Origin of the sequence: Amycolatopsis sp. cg13, assembly GCF_041346965.1 — a bacterium.
In the GTDB taxonomy this organism is placed as follows: domain Bacteria; phylum Actinomycetota; class Actinomycetes; order Mycobacteriales; family Pseudonocardiaceae; genus Amycolatopsis.
The window spans coordinates 9,008,601-9,024,207 of record NZ_CP166848.1 but is presented as its reverse complement, the minus strand read 5'-3'; the positions used below and the strand labels follow the sequence as shown (position 1 = coordinate 9,024,207).

General features: G+C 68.7%; 17 protein-coding genes. 5 read left to right on the top strand and 12 right to left on the bottom strand.

Going from position 1 to position 15,607, the window contains the following annotated elements; translation table 11 throughout:
• Positions 1–3: 3 nt before the first annotated feature.
• Together AB5I40_RS42305 and AB5I40_RS42300 are read right to left on the bottom strand one after the other, a co-directional pair.
• A complete protein-coding gene (locus AB5I40_RS42305) occupies positions 4–600 on the bottom strand; it encodes an ArsR/SmtB family transcription factor (RefSeq protein ID WP_370935811.1) in 597 nt (198 codons plus the stop codon).
• Between the two features lie 66 nt (positions 601–666).
• Positions 667–978 (bottom strand): hypothetical protein, encoded by a 312-nt coding sequence (locus AB5I40_RS42300; protein ID WP_370935810.1) that lies wholly within the window; start codon positions 976–978, stop codon positions 667–669.
• A gap of 176 nt (positions 979–1,154) precedes the next feature.
• Here AB5I40_RS42300 and AB5I40_RS42295 point away from each other — a divergent pair, with 176 nt between their 5' ends.
• The gene (locus AB5I40_RS42295; RefSeq protein ID WP_370935809.1) at positions 1,155–1,736 is read left to right on the top strand and encodes a hypothetical protein; all 582 of its coding nucleotides are present in this window, start codon (positions 1,155–1,157) and stop codon (positions 1,734–1,736) included.
• A gap of 46 nt (positions 1,737–1,782) precedes the next feature.
• Here AB5I40_RS42295 and AB5I40_RS42290 read toward each other — a convergent pair whose 3' ends face one another.
• From AB5I40_RS42290 to AB5I40_RS42270, 5 genes are read right to left on the bottom strand one after another with little or no spacing between them, the layout of a single operon-like run.
• Positions 1,783–2,016 carry a PfkB family carbohydrate kinase gene (locus AB5I40_RS42290; protein ID WP_370935808.1) on the bottom strand — a complete coding sequence of 78 codons (234 nt, stop codon included), beginning with the start codon at positions 2,014–2,016 and terminating at the stop codon, positions 1,783–1,785.
• Between the two features lie 14 nt (positions 2,017–2,030).
• The gene (locus AB5I40_RS42285; protein WP_370935807.1) at positions 2,031–2,960 is read right to left on the bottom strand and encodes a ribokinase; all 930 of its coding nucleotides are present in this window, start codon (positions 2,958–2,960) and stop codon (positions 2,031–2,033) included.
• Positions 2,957–3,991 (bottom strand): phosphotriesterase, encoded by a 1,035-nt coding sequence (locus AB5I40_RS42280; RefSeq protein ID WP_370935806.1) that lies wholly within the window; start codon positions 3,989–3,991, stop codon positions 2,957–2,959. Before AB5I40_RS42280 ends, AB5I40_RS42285 begins: the two co-directional genes overlap by 4 nt.
• Complete coding sequence (locus AB5I40_RS42275; RefSeq protein WP_354737124.1) at positions 3,984–4,979, bottom strand: DMT family transporter; 996 nt, start codon at positions 4,977–4,979, stop codon at positions 3,984–3,986. Before AB5I40_RS42275 ends, AB5I40_RS42280 begins: the two co-directional genes overlap by 8 nt.
• 31 nt (positions 4,980–5,010) lie before the next feature.
• On the bottom strand, positions 5,011–5,763 hold the full coding sequence (locus AB5I40_RS42270) for a glutamine amidotransferase (RefSeq protein ID WP_370935805.1): 753 nt from the start codon (positions 5,761–5,763) through the stop codon (positions 5,011–5,013).
• 112 nt (positions 5,764–5,875) lie between these two features.
• Here AB5I40_RS42270 and AB5I40_RS42265 point away from each other — a divergent pair, with 112 nt between their 5' ends.
• From AB5I40_RS42265 to AB5I40_RS42250, 4 genes are all read left to right on the top strand, one after another.
• Positions 5,876–6,865 carry a LacI family DNA-binding transcriptional regulator gene (locus tag AB5I40_RS42265; RefSeq protein WP_370935804.1) on the top strand — a complete coding sequence of 330 codons (990 nt, stop codon included), beginning with the start codon at positions 5,876–5,878 and terminating at the stop codon, positions 6,863–6,865.
• A complete protein-coding gene (locus tag AB5I40_RS42260) occupies positions 6,862–7,920 on the top strand; it encodes a M20 family metallopeptidase (protein WP_370935803.1) in 1,059 nt (352 codons plus the stop codon). The genes AB5I40_RS42265 and AB5I40_RS42260 overlap by 4 nt, the downstream gene beginning before the upstream one ends.
• Before the next feature lie 244 nt (positions 7,921–8,164).
• On the top strand, positions 8,165–8,722 hold the full coding sequence (locus tag AB5I40_RS42255; protein ID WP_370935802.1) for a hypothetical protein: 558 nt from the start codon (positions 8,165–8,167) through the stop codon (positions 8,720–8,722).
• 146 nt (positions 8,723–8,868) lie between these two features.
• The gene (locus tag AB5I40_RS42250) at positions 8,869–9,882 is read left to right on the top strand and encodes an aldo/keto reductase (RefSeq protein ID WP_370935801.1); all 1,014 of its coding nucleotides are present in this window, start codon (positions 8,869–8,871) and stop codon (positions 9,880–9,882) included.
• 273 nt (positions 9,883–10,155) lie between these two features.
• On the opposite strand, the gene AB5I40_RS42245 is transcribed toward AB5I40_RS42250, so the two are convergent.
• From AB5I40_RS42245 to AB5I40_RS42225, 5 genes are all read right to left on the bottom strand, one after another.
• Entirely contained in the window at positions 10,156–11,253 is a 1,098-nt protein-coding gene (locus AB5I40_RS42245; protein ID WP_370935800.1) for an NAD(P)/FAD-dependent oxidoreductase, read from the bottom strand.
• Positions 11,254–11,290: 37 nt separating this feature from the next.
• Complete coding sequence (locus AB5I40_RS42240) at positions 11,291–12,769, bottom strand: peptide MFS transporter (RefSeq protein ID WP_370935799.1); 1,479 nt, start codon at positions 12,767–12,769, stop codon at positions 11,291–11,293.
• A gap of 51 nt (positions 12,770–12,820) precedes the next feature.
• The gene (locus AB5I40_RS42235; protein WP_370935798.1) at positions 12,821–13,414 is read right to left on the bottom strand and encodes a helix-turn-helix domain-containing protein; all 594 of its coding nucleotides are present in this window, start codon (positions 13,412–13,414) and stop codon (positions 12,821–12,823) included.
• 302 nt (positions 13,415–13,716) lie between these two features.
• The gene (locus AB5I40_RS42230) at positions 13,717–14,382 is read right to left on the bottom strand and encodes a GntR family transcriptional regulator (RefSeq protein ID WP_370935797.1); all 666 of its coding nucleotides are present in this window, start codon (positions 14,380–14,382) and stop codon (positions 13,717–13,719) included.
• Between the two features lie 39 nt (positions 14,383–14,421).
• Positions 14,422–15,588, bottom strand: a complete 1,167-nt coding sequence (locus AB5I40_RS42225) for an NAD(P)/FAD-dependent oxidoreductase (protein ID WP_370935796.1) — start codon at positions 15,586–15,588, stop codon at positions 14,422–14,424.
• Positions 15,589–15,607 lie beyond the last annotated feature (19 nt).

The following is a 15,607-nucleotide window of genomic DNA, read 5'->3' as shown; positions in this document are numbered from 1 at the left end:
ACGTCACCCGCCAGCACGCGGCGGTTTGGCGGCAAGCAGATCGAGCCCCAGCGGGGTGCACTCATGGCACACCGCCTTGCCCTCCCGACGCGACACGATCAAACCCGCCTCGCGCAAAGTCTTGGCGTGCAAGGACGCGGCGGCGACCGAGACGGACAGCTCGCGCGCGAGACCGGTGGTCGTGCGTCCGCTGATCAGGGCCCGCAGCGCACCGGCGCGAGTGGCGCCTAGCAGCGCGGCCAGCGGGTCCGACCGTCCGGACGGGGCGAGCAGGGGCAGCGGGGTCAGCGCGGGATAGATCAGCGTGGTGGGGCGGTCGGCGTAGTACGCCACCAGCGGGTGTCCCGACCACAGCAACGTGGGCCGCAGGACGATGCCGTGGCCGCGCAGGGTCAGGTCGAGGTCGCGGGGGAAGTCGGCTTCGAGGGTCAGTCCTTTCCAGCGGAGCGTCGGCCGGAGGCTGGCGAACAGGGCGCTGATGCCTTGGCGCGCAAGGATTTTCGCCCGCCACGCGGTTTCGGCGTCGAAGCCCGCCCGCAGACTGTGCCAGCGTTCGGCGAGGACGTTCTGGTAACCGGCGCGCAGCGCCCGGTCCAGCATTTTCCACGCCTCTCGGTCCTGCCTGGCCAGCCGCTTCGTCCAGGAGGTCAGCGGCCGGTCGATCGCTCATACCCGCTTCAGTTCGGCGCGCGCTTCGGCCCGCGGAGTGGAGAGCACGCGGTCCAGCCCCTCTTCCACGGTGCGGCTGGGCGGGTCGAGGAACATGGGGCCCGCGCCGGAGGGCGAGACGAGCTGCAGCAGCGGCCTGCTCTCGACCGGCAACTGCCGCACGACCTGCTCGCGCCACGGCGCGAACGCCGGGTGCGGATCGCGGCGCTGCAGCATCTGCATCGCGAGGGTCAGCTCGCCGAGCGGCGCCGGATGTTCGGCGATCGACACGTGCAGAAGATCCTCGGGCGTACAGCGCAGCCGAAGCACGGAAACCCCCCTTGTTTTGAGTTCTAGCTTAAACCATCGCGTCCCCGGCTCCGGGTGCGCAAATATTGGTTTTCCGGCAGGGGGACGGGAATTCACCGAACGGCGGTATCGCATTCGGCCTATCGGTATACGCCGTTCGCGTCCTCCTGGACATTTCCAGCGGAAGAGGGGTTTCCATGCGAGTGAGAATCGGCGCGGTGCTGGGGGCGGCATTGGTTTCGCTTGCCGCCGTCGCGACGGTGGCGGACGCGTCTCCCATCAGCACGTCGGCGGGCTTTACGGCGCAACTGCGGTCCGCGGGGTTCACTGCCCAGCAGAGCGTCGCACTGCAGAGCGAGATCGACCGCGGCCTGGCGACGCTGCACGGCAGACAAGTCACGCCTAATCAAATCGTTACCGGCGACAATTCAGTCATCACTTACCCTTTGCCCGGCGATAAGTATGCGCACGCATTCGGCGACGGACTGAACGGCAACGACCCGCGCACTCCGTACGAACTCTGTTCCTACGGCGCGTTCTGCGGATGGAAGGACGCGAACTACGAAGGAAAGGGATTCACGCACGCGGCCTGCGGCGATTTCTACGAAATCCCGAACGGCTTCAACAGCGGCGGGTCGTGGATGAACAACCAGACGCACCACTACACGACCTCGTTCTGGGGCAAGGGATACACCTACTTGTCCACCTCGCCGAAGGCGTACTACGCCCAGCCGCACGGGAACTGGCACCCCGTGTGGTACATCTCGAACGACTGCTGACTGACGACGGCGTGCGGCGGCGGCATCCGGCGAGGATGCCGCCGCCTCATGCGCCGAGGATCTCGGCCAAGGTCGGCTGCGAAGGGTGCACCCCATACCGCGTGACAACGACGGCGACTGCTTTGGCCGCGAAACCGCAGGCCGCCACATCCGCGGTCGTCGGCTCACCGGGCATATCCGCGAGCGGCGCCGCAAGCGCACCGACGAACGAATCACCCGCGGCAGTGGTGTCCACCGCCCGCACGGCAACCGCCGGGACGTGTGCGGACGACGCGCGCATCCCCAGTACCAGCGTCAGTTCGGCACTGCCGCGTCGAGGACCTCGACCAGCGTCGGCAGCGAAGGATGCGCCCCATGCCGCGTCACGACGACGGCAGCCACCTTGGCCGCGAAACCGCAAGCCGCCACCACGTCCGCAGTCGTCGGCTCACCCGAGACTCTCGCGAGCCGCGCCGCAAGCGCACCGACGAACGAATCACCCGCGGCAGTCGTGTCCACCGCCCGCACGGCAACCGCCGGGACGTGTGCGGACGACGACGCATCGAGGACCGCGCACCCCTCAGCTCCCAGCGTCACGATCACCCACCGGCATCCCGCGGCGAACAGTTCGGCACTGCCGCGCCGCAGGCCGTCGACTGGGTCTTGGCCGGTGAGCTGCCGGAACTCGATTTCGTTCGCCACCACCACATCGCTGAGCGGCAGCAGCTTCGCGGCGACGGCGTCGACCGGCGCGGTGTTGAGCACCGTCAGCGCGCCGCGCTCGCGAGCAGCCGCGAACGCGCGTTCTGTCGCGTCGACCGCCGCCTCCAGCTGGCCCACGACCACCCGAAGCCCCGGCAACTCGCCGATCGCTGCTTCGGCCGCCGCGGCGGGAATGTCGGCGTTCGCCCCGGCCACGACGACGATCGAGTTGACGCCCTCCGCGTCGACGGTGATCGCCGCCCGTCCAGTCGGCAGCGCCGAGGTTCGCAGGTGCGCGACGTCCACGCCCTCGGCGAGCAGGGCTTCCCGGTATTCGTCGCCGTCCTCGTCCTGACCGACGCACCCGATCACGGCGACTTCCGCGCCGAGCCGCGCGGCGGCGACCGCTTGGTTGCCGCCTTTTCCGCCCAGCTCCCGGCTCGTCGAGAAGCCCATCAAGGTCTCCCCTGGCTCCGGGATGCGCGGGGCCTGGACGATGTGGTCGACGTTGAGCGACGCGACGACCGCTACCGCTGGGCTCATGCGGTGAGCCATCGGGCCGGGACGTCCCGCATCAGCCGGGCCACGGCGTCGGCCGCCACGCCCTCGGCTTCGAGCAGATCGGCGAAGATCGTCGGCACGAACACGAGCCCGTTCCCGCCGTTGTGCGTCCACATCTGCTTCAGGAATAGGTCGTGCGACAACATGATCTGCTCCCCGAAGCCCTCGTGCACCCACCGCGCCACGGCACGAGCGGTCTGGGAAACCGTCGGGGCCACGCCTTCGCCGGGGAACGAAATGTCGAGGCCGATCATGTCGAACTCCAGCAGCACGCCGCGCTCGAGAAGCTCGCGCTGGTAGCCCGGATCGTCGCCGGACGGATCGCTGTGCGCCAGCGCCACTTTCCCCGGCGCCGCACCGCATTCCTCCAGCACCAGGTCGAGCACCTCGTGCCCGCGGCGTTGCCAGCCCGGCATGTGGATGTTGAGCCCGACCGCCGGCCGCGCGGCCTGCGCGAGGGCCGCGGCCCGCAAGGAAGCCCGCTCCCCCTCGGTGAAAAGCGGAGAGACGCCGACCTCGCCGATGACACCGGCCCGGATTCCCGTTTCGCCGACGCCCTCGTCCAGCTCCGCGAGAATGCGCGAGGTCTGCGCTTCGACGGTGACCGCGGTGATGCGCTCGCCTTCGAACTTCTCCAGGTACGCACCGGTGCCCATGACGACGTTGACCCCGGTCGCCTCGGCCACCGCCGCCAGGGCTCGCGGATCCCGGCCGATCGCCGCGCTTCCGGTGGCGTCGACGACCGTGCCGCCGCCGGCCGCGGCGAACGCGGACACCTCGCGCACGACGCTCGCATGGTCCTTCACTGCCACGTTGTCGGCGCAGCAGTACGGATCCTGGCGAAGCAGGAATTGCCACTCTGGTCCCACTTCCGCCTCGACGAGCCGCCGAGTGGCGGAGTACGAGGGTTCGGCGACCGCGGACGACAGGTCGTTGAACAGGTGCTCGTGCGGCAGCACCAGCCCGAGGTCCGCCGCGTCGATCGCACCGAGGACGCCGCGCACCTCAGCCACGATGCACCTCGGCTGGCTGGGCGAGGACCGCCGGTTCGGCCGTGTGCCGGGACGGAATCATCGCGATCGCCGCGGCCGCCAGCGCCACGCCGGCGCCGAGGACGGTGACCAGGTGCAGGCTGGAACCCGCTGCGGGAGCGACGATTTCGAGCAGCAGCGACCCGATCAGCTGACCGGCCGTCGAGGCCAGGCCCAGCAGCAAGAGCCCCAAACCGCGCACCAGCAAGGCCATCAGCGCGATCGACAGGAGGCCGAGCGGCCCGCCGAAGTACATCCACCAGGTGCCCGGCAAGGCGAAGTGCGCGCCCGCGGTCGCCATCCGCACCACATACACGAGGCCGAGCGCCACGAAGCCGATGAGGAAGTTCCAGGTGATGGAGATGAACATCGAACCGGACAGCAGGCCGATCTCCGAGTTGCCCGCGGGCTGCCAGCCGGCGAGCAGACCGCCGACGAACGGCATGATCGCCAGCGCGATCATGTGCGGGGCCGACCAGTTCGGGGAAACGACCAGCACCGTGGCGCAGATGGCCAGGATCGCCCCGGCGACGCGCGGCGCGCTCATCGCCTGTTTGAACGGGACGCCGATGCCGAGCCGGTCGCACACCACGCCGGAGATGACCATGCCGGAGATCAGCGAGGTCTGGAAGATCGCCACCCCCAGGAAGCCCACCGTGACGCCTTCGGAAAGCACGATCACCGCACCGCACAGGCCCGCGAAGAAGTTCCACCGCGGGATCTCGCCGCGCACCAGCTGACCCGGCAATCGGAAGAACGCGGTGCGCGTGCGGGCGCGCGCCAGCACGATGATCAGCATCAGCACCAGGCCGGTGCCGAAGGACACCAGCGCGGCCGCGTGCCCGTCGCCGAGCGCGGTGCCGAGATGTCCGTTGACCAGCGACTGCAACGGGCCGAGCATTCCGGCGAAGACGGTCGCGATCGTCAATACGACGGCCGAGGTCGCGCGGCGGGTGGGTGACGTACTCATCGAATCCTCCTTGATCCTGAGTGCGCGCGGCTCAGATTTCGCGTCCGGCAAGCCAGGTCAGCGCCTGCGCGAAGAGCTTGCCGTAGCCGTCCCAGCTCATGAACTCCTCGGGAGCCCAGTGCGGGGAGATGTCCGAGGTGAAGGCGAGGGTGCGGCCCTGGCCGACCTGGCGGGCGGCCAGCATGACGTCGCCCTCGACGGTGGCGAGCAGTTCGGCGTCCAGCTTCAGCGTGGTGTGCTGGTAGCCGAGCAGGATCGGCCACTCCCGGTCGAGACCGGCGACCACGGGGTGGCCGGACCGCACGACCTGCGCGCGGACGCCCTCCGGAGTCTCGACGCGGTCGTCGAACGGGTCGATGTCGACCGGGAGGATCTCCTCGATCGGCGTCCGGTGGTAGTTGGCCTTGCCCTCGAAGCCCTGGAAGCTCAGGTAGCCGCCGGCCATCATCAGCCCGCCGCCGCCCTGGACCCACTCGCGCAAGAGCTTGAGCCGGTTGGGCGCGGGACGGCCGCGGGTGAACGTGTCCGGGTGCAGCAGCAGGGTGTTGGAGCCGACGTCGGAGAGCAGGACGACGTCGTAGTCCTCGAGTTCCGCCAGCGTCTGCGGGAATTTCTCGGCCACGTCGTGCGAACGCAGGTGAGTCACCTCGACCCCTTCCGCCGCCAGCGCCGCCAGCAGCCGCTCGCACCCGATCTCCACCTGCGTGTGCGCGAACGGGTCGTATCCCTTGTGGTCGATCGTCGCACTGACCCACGACTCCCCGGCTAGCAGGACCTTGACCATCGACGACTCCTTCGAGCGAAAGCGCTTAGCGTGTGTTGCGCAACGTAGCGCAACAACGCCAATATAGGATGCGGTTGCAGTCGCCGTCAACGCTCGAACGGGGAGGAGCCGGATGTCGCTGGCGAAGGTGGCCCGAGAGGCCGGGGTGGCCGTGTCGACGGTGTCGAGGTACGTCCGGGGGGAGCTCAACGTCGCCTCCGAAACGGCCCGGCGCATCGACGCCGCGCTGTCCGCCGAAGGGCATCCGCCTGTGCGGAAACAGGTGACCGGGCTCAGCCTCGGCCTGGTGGTCCCGTCGCTGGACAACCCGTATTTCTCCACGCTGGCGGACGCGGTGGCCGACGCCGCGGCGGCCGACGGCATCGACGTGTTCACCGCCCTCACCGGCTCGTCGCCGTCGCGGGAGCGCGCCAGCGTCGAACGCCTGATGCGCGTGCCGGACGTAGGCGGGCTGATCTATCTGGGGATGAACAGCACCAACGAGGCGTTCGCGAACCGGCTGACGGGCGACTTCCCGGTGGTCTTCCTCGACGAGTACGTCGAGGCGGCCGGACCGCGGATCGCGCACGTCACCGCGAACAGCTTCGGCGGCGCGTACCAGGCGACCACCCACCTGATCTCCCAGGGCCACCGGCTCATCGCCCACGTCGGCGGCCCGGCCGGGCTACGGACGGCCGACCAGCGCGAGGCCGGATACCGCGCGGCCATGAAGGCGCACGGGGTCGAGGTCAACGAATCGATGATCGTGCGCGGCACCTTCAGCTCCGCTTTCGGCATGAACTTCTTCGCGCACATGGCGCGCGCCGACGCGTCGCCGACAGCCGTGTTCACCGCCAGCGACATCGCCGCCGTCGGCCTGCTCGAAGCCGCCCGCCGCGCGGGGGTCTCGGTGCCGGGCGACCTGTCGGTGATCGGCTGCGACGGCATCACCCTCGGCGAATGGACGTCGCCGCGGCTGACCACCGTCGCGCAGCCGACCGAGCAGATGGCGCGCAAAGCGGTCGACGAGATCACCCGCCTCGCGGCCGGCGACAGCCCCGCGGACCACGTGCTCTCCATGCAGCTCGTCGTCCGCGAATCGACCCGGGAGTACTCCGCATGACCGACGAAGCTCTCGCACTTTTGCGCGATCTGGTGCGCCAGGACACCACTTCCGGCGACAGTGCCGCACAGGCTGCCGCGCAAGAGCGGGCCGTCTCCTACGCCACTGCCACTGCGGGCGTACGCGTGCTGCAACGCTCCACCACAGGTCGGCCATGGGTACTGCTCGGCACCGGTTCGGCTGGCGGCGCGTTGTTCGTCTGCCACATCGACACCGTCCCGGTCGGCTCCCGCGATTTGTGGGAGCGCGCCCCGTTCTCCGCGGACGTCGACGACGAGTTCCTGCACGGCCGCGGCAGCGTCGACATGAAGGGCGGGCTGGTCGCCGCCCTGGCCGCGTTGCGCAACGCCGCGGAAGCCGGCGCCGCCGCGCAAGTCCTCATCACCAGCGACGAAGAGATCGGCTGCCGAGGCGCGGCGGAGGCCTCGGCGTCGCTGGAGCTGACGCCGCGGATTGTCGTGGTGCCGGAAGCGACGCAGAACCGCGTCTCGCTCGGGCATCGAGGAGCCACCTGGCTGCGTATCGCCGCGGCGGGCAAGGCCGCCCACGGGTCCACGCCCCAGCTCGGCCGCAACGCGATCCAGCTGCTCGCCGACCGGGCGCTTGGCGCGCTCGATTCGCTCCCGCTGTCCACAGAGGATTATCTGGGCGAGGAAACCGTCAACGTCGGCACCTTCGAAGGCGGCACCGCGACGAACATCGTTCCCGCGTCGGCGGTTCTGACGCTGGACGTGCGCACTGTGGACGGTGGCGCGCCGGTGATCGCCTGGGCTTCTTCGCTCGATCCGGCCATCAGCGCCGAGGTGGAACTTGACCTGCCCGCGGTTCGGACCCCGACGTTGCCGGACGCGCTCTCCGGCCAAGCCACCGCACCCGCCGCGACGTATTTCACCGACGCCTCGGCATTGGCCGGGTCCGTGGCCGGTGCGCCGATCGTGATCTGGGGCCCGGGAGACCCCCGGCAGATGCACGCGGCGAACGAGAAGCTGGAACTGGAGTCCTGGCGGCAGGCGTTGCGCAACTACCGCGAGCTGGTGTTGTCCACTGCACGCTGACGAAAGTCCTATGTGGACTAACCGCGCAGCACGGCATGCGGATTCCGGTGCCGTCCGGTCTCCCCGCGCCGGATTGCGCATCCGGGCCGCCCGGCCATGTCCGCCAGCCCTTTCCGCGACGTTTTCGGCAGCCGTTCTCCGCGCCGACGACGGCATCGGCTATTCCGGCGATCCCTCGGCAGCCACTACCCTCGACTGAGCGCACCGGAACCCCCGGGCCCGGAACTGCGATTGCGAGCGCCGCATGGACGCTGACGAAAGCGGAGCCCCGGTGACCCGGAGCCTCGCCGACTACCGCACCCGTTTCCCCTGCCCCCTCGCAGCGGCGAACGGGGGCACCGCCGCCAGCTGGAACCTTCAAGGTGTCGACTCCCTGGCAACCGCACTGGAACTGGTCTACGAGCGCGACCGCCGCTGCCAGCTGACCGTGAAGACCGTTCGCTCCCACGAGGGCCTGAATCCCCGCGGCTTGCCTGTCGCCACCACCGCCGATCTGCTGAGCAATTTCCTCAGCCGCAACGAACTCGTCATCGAGCCCAACCGCCGCACCTTCGCCCAGGAGCACCCGACCGCTCGCCTCGAGCGCTACGAGAGCATCCAGCGCGCCGCCGACGACGCCGTCAGACTCCCCGTGACGGTGTTCTGCGACGGCACCCCAAGCACCGGGCAACGCCTCGACGCCCTCGGCCTCTCCGTGCTCGAACTCCCCTGGCACGCCGGCGCAACAGTGCTGTGCGTCGGCGTCCCCGACCTCATCGACCACCTGACCCTGCACACAGCCACCCCCGAAGACCTCCCCTGACCGGGCGATGGACCCGCCCGCCCCGGTGACCCGGCGCACTTCCCTTTGCCATAGCCAGCGCGTGCAACTATTGTCGGCGCATGTAACCGGCTGGGACAACCCGGCCGCGAACAGGTCGAGCAGGACTCGAGAGAGAAGAAAAACCCATGTCGCTCACCCACATTCTCCCCGGACGGCTCGGGTTCGGGACCGCTCCCCTCGGGAACATGTTCCGCGCCATTCCCGACGACGAGGCGCTCGCGACCGTCGAGGCCGCCTGGGAGCAGGGCATCCGCTACTTCGACACCGCGCCGTTCTACGGGGCCGGCCTGGCGGAGTCGCGGCTCGGCCAGGTGCTGGCGGGCAAGCCGCGCGATTCCTACGTCCTGTCGACCAAAGTCGGGCGCGTCGTGCTCGACGAGCACGAGGACCAGGACCCCGGCGAACTGGGCGAGAAGGGCGGACTGTTCGAGCACGGCAACCCCAACAAGCTCCTCCACGAATGGACCGCCGACGCGACCGAACGCTCCATTGAGGACAGTCTGAAACGGCTCGGCACCGACCGGCTCGACATCGTCTGGGTGCACGACATCGCCCAGGACTTCCACGGCGACCGCTGGCTGCGGAAGTTCGAAGAGGCCCGCACCGGAGCCTTCCGCGTGCTGTCGCGGCTGCGCGACGAGGGCGTCATCAAGGCGTGGGGGCTCGGCGTCAACAAGACCGAGCCGATCGAACTGACCCTCGACCTCGACGAGCCCCGGCCGGACGGGTTCCTGCTCGCCGGGCGCTACACGCTGCTCGACCACGCGCACGCACTCCAGCGGCTGCTGCCGATGGCGGAGGAGCACAACGTCGGCATGGTGATCGGCGGACCGTACAGTTCCGGCGTCCTCGCGGGCGGCACCCACTTCGAGTATCAGCAGGCCCCGCCGGAAATCCTTGCGCGCGTGGAACAACTCAAGACACTCGTCGCGCGGCACGGCATCAGCATCAAGGCCGCCGCGCTGCAGTTCTCGCTCGCGCATCCGGTGGCCGCCGCCGCGATCCCCGGGGCCACCCGGCCCGGCCGGATCGCCGAGGACACCGCCGCGCTGGCCGAGAACGTCCCGGCCGAGTTCTGGCACGACCTCCGCGCCGCCGGTCTCGTCCACCCCGCCGCGCCGCTTCCCGGCAACGCCTGAAACCGGAGCACCACCACGGCGCACCGTTCCCGCCTCGCCCCAGCAGGTCTGGGACCTCACCGGCGGATTCGCCTCGCTGCTCGACTGGCCCCCCTACCTCCCGGAGAGCGCCGCCCTCGACGGCGTCACCGAGGATGAACGGTCGACCTGTTCACCGGCATCTACCGCGACAGCCCCGACGCCCTGCACAAGACGCTGACCTGAACGCCAAGGAGTCCTTTGTGGGCACCCGGCTCACGCGCCGACCGGGCCTCCCGGTCGGCGCGCACGCCGTCACCGCAACGGGTCGTAAGCCTTGAGATCGATCCCCGGGTCCGCGTCCCGCACCACCCGAGCCGCGATCGAACCCGCGTACGGTCCCATCGTCAACCCGGACGCACCCAGCCCGTTGGCCACCACCAGCCCCTGCACCTGCGGCACCGCCCCCAGCAGCGGCCGGATGTCCGGCCCCGCGGGCCGGAAGCCAACGCGCGTCTCCACATACGTCGCGTCCGCCAGCCCAGGCGCCACCGACAGCGCTTCGGCCAGCACCTCCGCCAACCCAGCCGCCGTCACCCGGTAATCGAAGCCAGCCCCCTCCTCCCGCGTCGCCCCCACCACAATCCGCGAATCGTCGAACGCGAGCAGATAATGCCGGGACTGGGGCAAAACCACCGGCCATCGCGAGGTTTCCGCCCCCGGCAACCGAAGATGCACAATCTGCCCCCGCTGCGGCTCGACCCGGACCTCGACCCCGAGCGGCCCCAGCAACGCAGGCGACCACGCCCCCGCCGCAGCGATCACCGCGTCCGCACCGATGAACTCCTCCCCGACCAGCACCCCGCGAACCGCCCCGTCCGCGACGATCGACGCCGTACCTTCCACAATCCGCGCCCCACGCCGCACCGCAGCCCGCCGCATCGCGTCGCGGACCAGCCGCCCGTCCAGCCGGGCCGCGCCCGGGATGTGAATGGCCGGACCGTCGTGCGCGAGCGGCGGGAACATTTCCTGGGCCTGGCGAGCGTCGATCAACTCGACCTCCCCGGCCAACGGCGCTTCCCTCGCCCGATCCGCGACCCGCTGAAACACTTGCGCCGCTTCGCTTTCGGAGACCAGGCTCAACGACCCGACCCGCCGGTAACCGAGGTCGGTCTCCCCGTCCTCGGCCAGTGCCGCCCGCAATCCCTCGTAGTACTCCGCGCCGCCGGCCGCGATCCGATACCAGTCCGGATCGTCCACAGCGGACGCCCACGGACAGATAATCCCCGCCCCCGCCGACGTCGCCCGCCCGCTGGCCGCCCCGTCGACCAGCACCGTGTCCACTCCGGCCCGCACCAGCTCATACCCGGCTGCCGCACCGACAATCCCGCCGCCGACCACGACCACACGCATTTCGCCCCGCTCCTTCACTGCTCTGTCTGCATTTCGCTTACCGCACACCGCTCATCCGCCGCTGCACCCACGGCGCGAGCAGCAACAACACCACGCCCGCCGCCATGACCGCCGCGCCCACTCCGGCGAAGTAGCCGATCTCCGTGTCCGCGCTGTACAACTGCACCAGCTGCGCATTGATCCCGCTCGCCGCAGCCGACGCCAGAAACCACAAACTCATCATCTGCGCGAGAAACGCCCGCGGCGCCAGCTTGGTGGTAGCGGAAAGCCCCACCGGCGACAAACACATCGACCCGCAAATCACCACGAAGTAACTCGCGACGAGCCACCACGGACTGGCTGGCACCTCAACCCCGTGCAACAACCCGGGCCCAGCCATCACCACAAACGACGCACCACCCAGCAACAACCCGAGCGCGAACTTCCGCGGTGTCGCAGGCTGCCGGTCCCCCAGCTTGATCCACAACCAGGCGAACGTCGGAGCCAGCACCAACGTGGCGATCGGGTTCAACGACTGAAACCACGACGACGGCACCGAGAAGCCGAAGATCTCCAGATCCGTGCGCTTGTCCGCGAATTGCGCCAGCACCGAACTGGTCTGCTCGTTGACCACCCAATAGCACACCGCCCCGAGGAACAGCGGAATATAAGCAATCAACCGAGACCGTTCGACCGCGTCCGTGCGCGGACTGCGCAACATCATCGCCAAGTACGCCACCGGCAACACCACCGCCAGCACCGTCACCGCGTTGATCAACGTGCGAACAGTCAACGCCCCCGCGATCCCGAACACCCCGACCAGCACCGCCAGCACAACGACGCCCATTCCGGCCCGAATCGCGACCCGCCGCCGCTCGCCGTCCCGAAGCGGATTAGTCGGTGCCTCCCCAGCTTGACCCAACTGTCGCCGCCCACGAGCAAACACCAGCAGCCCAGCCGCCATCCCCACCGCGGCAAGCCCGAACCCCAGGTGGTAATCCACCTTCTGCCCGAGCGTCCCGACGAGATACGGCGCGATGAACGCCCCCAGGTTGATTCCCATGTAGAACACGGAAAACCCAGCGTCACGCCGATTGTCCTTCATCGAGTACAGCTCACCGACCAAACTGGACACATTGGGCTTCAACAACCCAGTACCAGCAACGATCAGCACCATCGACACCAACAGCGCAGGCAACCCGCCCGGCACGGCCAGCGCCAGATGCCCGCACATGATCAGCGCCCCGCCGACCTGCACCGAACGCCGCATGCCCAGCACCCGGTCGGCCAGCCACCCGCCGCCGACGCCCGACATGAACACCAGCGCACCGTAAATAGACACCAGCGCCGAGGCGGTCGCCTTGTCGAGCCCCAGCCCGCCCTCGGAAGTCCGGTCGTACAAGTAATAAAGGAGAATCGCGGACATCCCGTAATAGGAAAACCGCTCCCACATCTCGACAAAGAATAATGTCGCAAGCCCGCGAGGATGCCCGAAAAACCGTCGATCACGCGCGGACGCCATTGTCTGCTCGTTCATAGCCCGCCTTTCGATAAGGATGGCGCCGGGAACGACGAAAGAAGAAAGCGATCAGCAGGAGACGCCGGGCCGCCGCAACAACGGGCGGTCCACAGTCCACAACACCTCAGCGACCGCATCGCCCTGGTTGTGCACCGCATGCGGCGTCGAAGACTTGAAGTGAATCGAATCGCCCGCCGCAAGCACGACAGACTCATCCGGCAACAGGAACGTCAACTCACCGCTCAGCACGTAACAAAATTCCTCGCCGTCATGCTGAGTAACCGGCGAAGGCTCACTAGTCGGCTGCACCTTGGTAGCCAGCACTTCAATGCGCTGATCAGGCAATTCAGCGGTAAGCACCCGATGCTCCCGCTCACCCATGACAACGCGAGTCGCCCGAGGATCGCCCTGCCGAGACACCTCGTACTCCGCCTGGCTCCGCTTGCCGGCCGACCCGAGCAACTCGACCGCATCCACCTCGAGCGCACCAGCGATCGCGAACAACGAGGTCAACGAAATCGAGTTAACACCACGCTCAGCCAACGAGAGAAACCCAGGCGAGAGCCCAGAACGCTCAGCCAACTCCCGCAACGTCATGCCGCGCTCGGACCGGACCCGCTTGATCGCCACCCCAACCCGCACAGCAGGATCGCTCTCCACCACAGCCCCGGCCCTCCTTCCGTCCCGACAAGTTTAGCCAGACAAAACAAACCCAGTCAATACTAAACAGCGTCACGGACCACAGCATTTTCCCTTACAAGACAAGAAAACCCCGCACCGATGCACCCAACGATCGAGGCACCCAGCCCCTCCCCCGCACCCCGAGATAAAGCGTCCCTGCGGTCTGGGGGTGCTTGTCAAGGCATCTTTCCCGCCTTGACAAGCACCCCCAGACCGTCAGCACACTCACGCTTCGGGGTGCCCCACGCCACCACCAAGCGATGTTGCCGCCAGGCGACGAGCAGTCACCCGCCCGCAGCCTCCGCCGCGACAACCTCCTCAGCATCCTCAAGCCGAGCAGCCAAATTAGCCCGCGCCCGCTCAACCTCCCCGGCAACGAGCAACTCGGCAAACTCCTTATGCACAGCCAACCGCTCCTTCAAATTCTCCCGAACGAGCGACTCCTGCTGCTCAGTAGCAGTAATCACCAACCGCAGCTTCTCCATCAAATGCCGATGCGCGTTAGTCAAATGCCGCGACCCCAGCAGCTCCACAACCTCGACATGACACCGAATATCAGCCTGCACAAACCCGGTCACGTCATGCGCGTGGACAGTCTTCTCCAACTCCCGCACCGCATCCGCGACCCGCTCCAACTGCTCCGCCGAAGCATGCGCGGCCGCCTCCACCCCGCCAAGCTCCAGGAACCGCCGAGCCCGGTAGATATCCCGGACTTCCTCAGGACTCAACGTAGTCACCTGAAGCACCCGGGTAGCCGGATGCCGGGTAAGCAAACCGTCCATCAGCAAGGTATTGAGCGCCTGCCGGATCGTCGCCCGAGAAGCCCCGAGATCCTCCGCGACCGCGTCCTCGGTCACCGGCGTCCCAGGGCTCAGCTCCCCGCTGAGAATGCGCTCCCGCAAAATCGCCACGCTCTTCTCGGCGACTGTCTCCCGCTGAATTCGGCCCATACCCCCCGGTTCCCTTCTCGAACAAACGTCGATTCGATCCTACTGCTCACCCGGCCGTCGAGGGGGCTGCGCGGCGGCGTGCCGGACCCCGGGCGCGAGCAGCCGATCCGGCCGGAACTCCGCGAGCAGATCCTGGACCACGCCGTCATACACCTCCGCGGCCACCAGATCGCCCAGCAACGGCGCGAGCGTCACCCCGCTGTGCGTTGCGACCACATACAGCCACGGAGAAGAAGGCACCGGCCCGGCCACAGTGAGCCCGTCCGCCGGAAGCGCCCGCTGCCCGACCCGCAACTCCGACACCGTCGCCGCCCGGCTGTGCCGCAGAACGCCCGCGAGCCGGTCCAGCAACTCCTCCGCGAGCGGCGAATCCGTCCCCGGAACAGCCCGGGGATCCGCGGTCCGGTCCAGGTCGAGCGCCTGCAACTGCAACCGCCCCGCCCCGTCCGGACGGACATTGAGCCGCGACGTGGTGAGCAATCCGGACAACGCCACCGGCACCGGACTGGTGACCGCGAGATAGCCGACCGTCGCATCCCCGGGATGGGTGAACGTCTCCATCGCCAACGGAAGGTCCGCCTGCGCCAGCAACTCCCCGGTCCACCGCCCGGCACAGCTGACCACCCGGTCGCAGCCGAGCGCCGTCCCGTCGGCGAGCCGCAGCACCGGCCGTCCGGCGTCGACGTCGAAGGCCTTCACCCGCGCCCCGCTGACCACCTGCACGCCCAGGTCCTCGGCCGCCGTGAGCAGATGGGCCAGGTAGAGCTGCGGATAGCAATGCGCCTCGCTCGGGAAGTACGCGATCGGACCCGCGTCGAGCGGAACAAGCAGATCCGGGACCAGCTGCCGCGCACGTTCCGGAGTGACCTGTTCGACGGCGTACCCGTGACCAGTCAACCGCGCCATCCGCTGTTCCAGCTCGGCCGCGTGCGCCGGATCGGTCGCGACCTCGAGGTGCCCGCCGTTGGCGAGCCAGCCGCCACCCGCGGCTTCCGCCAAGCGACGGTGCGCCTCCATGCCCGCGAGGTTGAGGTCGTAGTACGCCTGAGGTTCCTTCTTGTTCGCGTTGACCCAGGCATAGCTGGTCGACGACGTGCCCGCGCCGGGCACGTGCTGGTCCACGACGGTGACCCGGGCGCCGCGGCGGGCGAGCTCGGTGGCGACGGACAGGCCGATCACCCCGGCCCCGATGACGACGATCTGCACGGAACGCAGCCCCTTTCCA

Excerpts from the sequence above, each read along its gene's own strand:
- AB5I40_RS42305 (WP_370935811.1), bottom strand. The coding sequence starts at position 600 with ATGCTGGACCGGGCGCTGCGCGCCGGTTACCAGAACGTCCTCGCCGAA.
- AB5I40_RS42295 (WP_370935809.1), top strand. The coding sequence starts at position 1,155 with ATGCGAGTGAGAATCGGCGCGGTGCTGGGGGCGGCATTGGTTTCGCTT.
- AB5I40_RS42290 (WP_370935808.1), bottom strand. The coding sequence starts at position 2,016 with ATGCGCGCGTCGTCCGCACACGTCCCGGCGGTTGCCGTGCGGGCGGTG.
- AB5I40_RS42285 (WP_370935807.1), bottom strand. The coding sequence starts at position 2,960 with ATGAGCCCAGCGGTAGCGGTCGTCGCGTCGCTCAACGTCGACCACATC.
- AB5I40_RS42275 (WP_354737124.1), bottom strand. The coding sequence starts at position 4,979 with ATGAGTACGTCACCCACCCGCCGCGCGACCTCGGCCGTCGTATTGACG.
- AB5I40_RS42270 (WP_370935805.1), bottom strand. The coding sequence starts at position 5,763 with ATGGTCAAGGTCCTGCTAGCCGGGGAGTCGTGGGTCAGTGCGACGATC.
- AB5I40_RS42265 (WP_370935804.1), top strand. The coding sequence starts at position 5,876 with ATGTCGCTGGCGAAGGTGGCCCGAGAGGCCGGGGTGGCCGTGTCGACG.
- AB5I40_RS42260 (WP_370935803.1), top strand. The coding sequence starts at position 6,862 with ATGACCGACGAAGCTCTCGCACTTTTGCGCGATCTGGTGCGCCAGGAC.
- AB5I40_RS42255 (WP_370935802.1), top strand. The coding sequence starts at position 8,165 with ATGGACGCTGACGAAAGCGGAGCCCCGGTGACCCGGAGCCTCGCCGAC.
- AB5I40_RS42250 (WP_370935801.1), top strand. The coding sequence starts at position 8,869 with ATGTCGCTCACCCACATTCTCCCCGGACGGCTCGGGTTCGGGACCGCT.
- AB5I40_RS42245 (WP_370935800.1), bottom strand. The coding sequence starts at position 11,253 with ATGCGTGTGGTCGTGGTCGGCGGCGGGATTGTCGGTGCGGCAGCCGGG.
- AB5I40_RS42240 (WP_370935799.1), bottom strand. The coding sequence starts at position 12,769 with ATGAACGAGCAGACAATGGCGTCCGCGCGTGATCGACGGTTTTTCGGG.
- AB5I40_RS42230 (WP_370935797.1), bottom strand. The coding sequence starts at position 14,382 with ATGGGCCGAATTCAGCGGGAGACAGTCGCCGAGAAGAGCGTGGCGATT.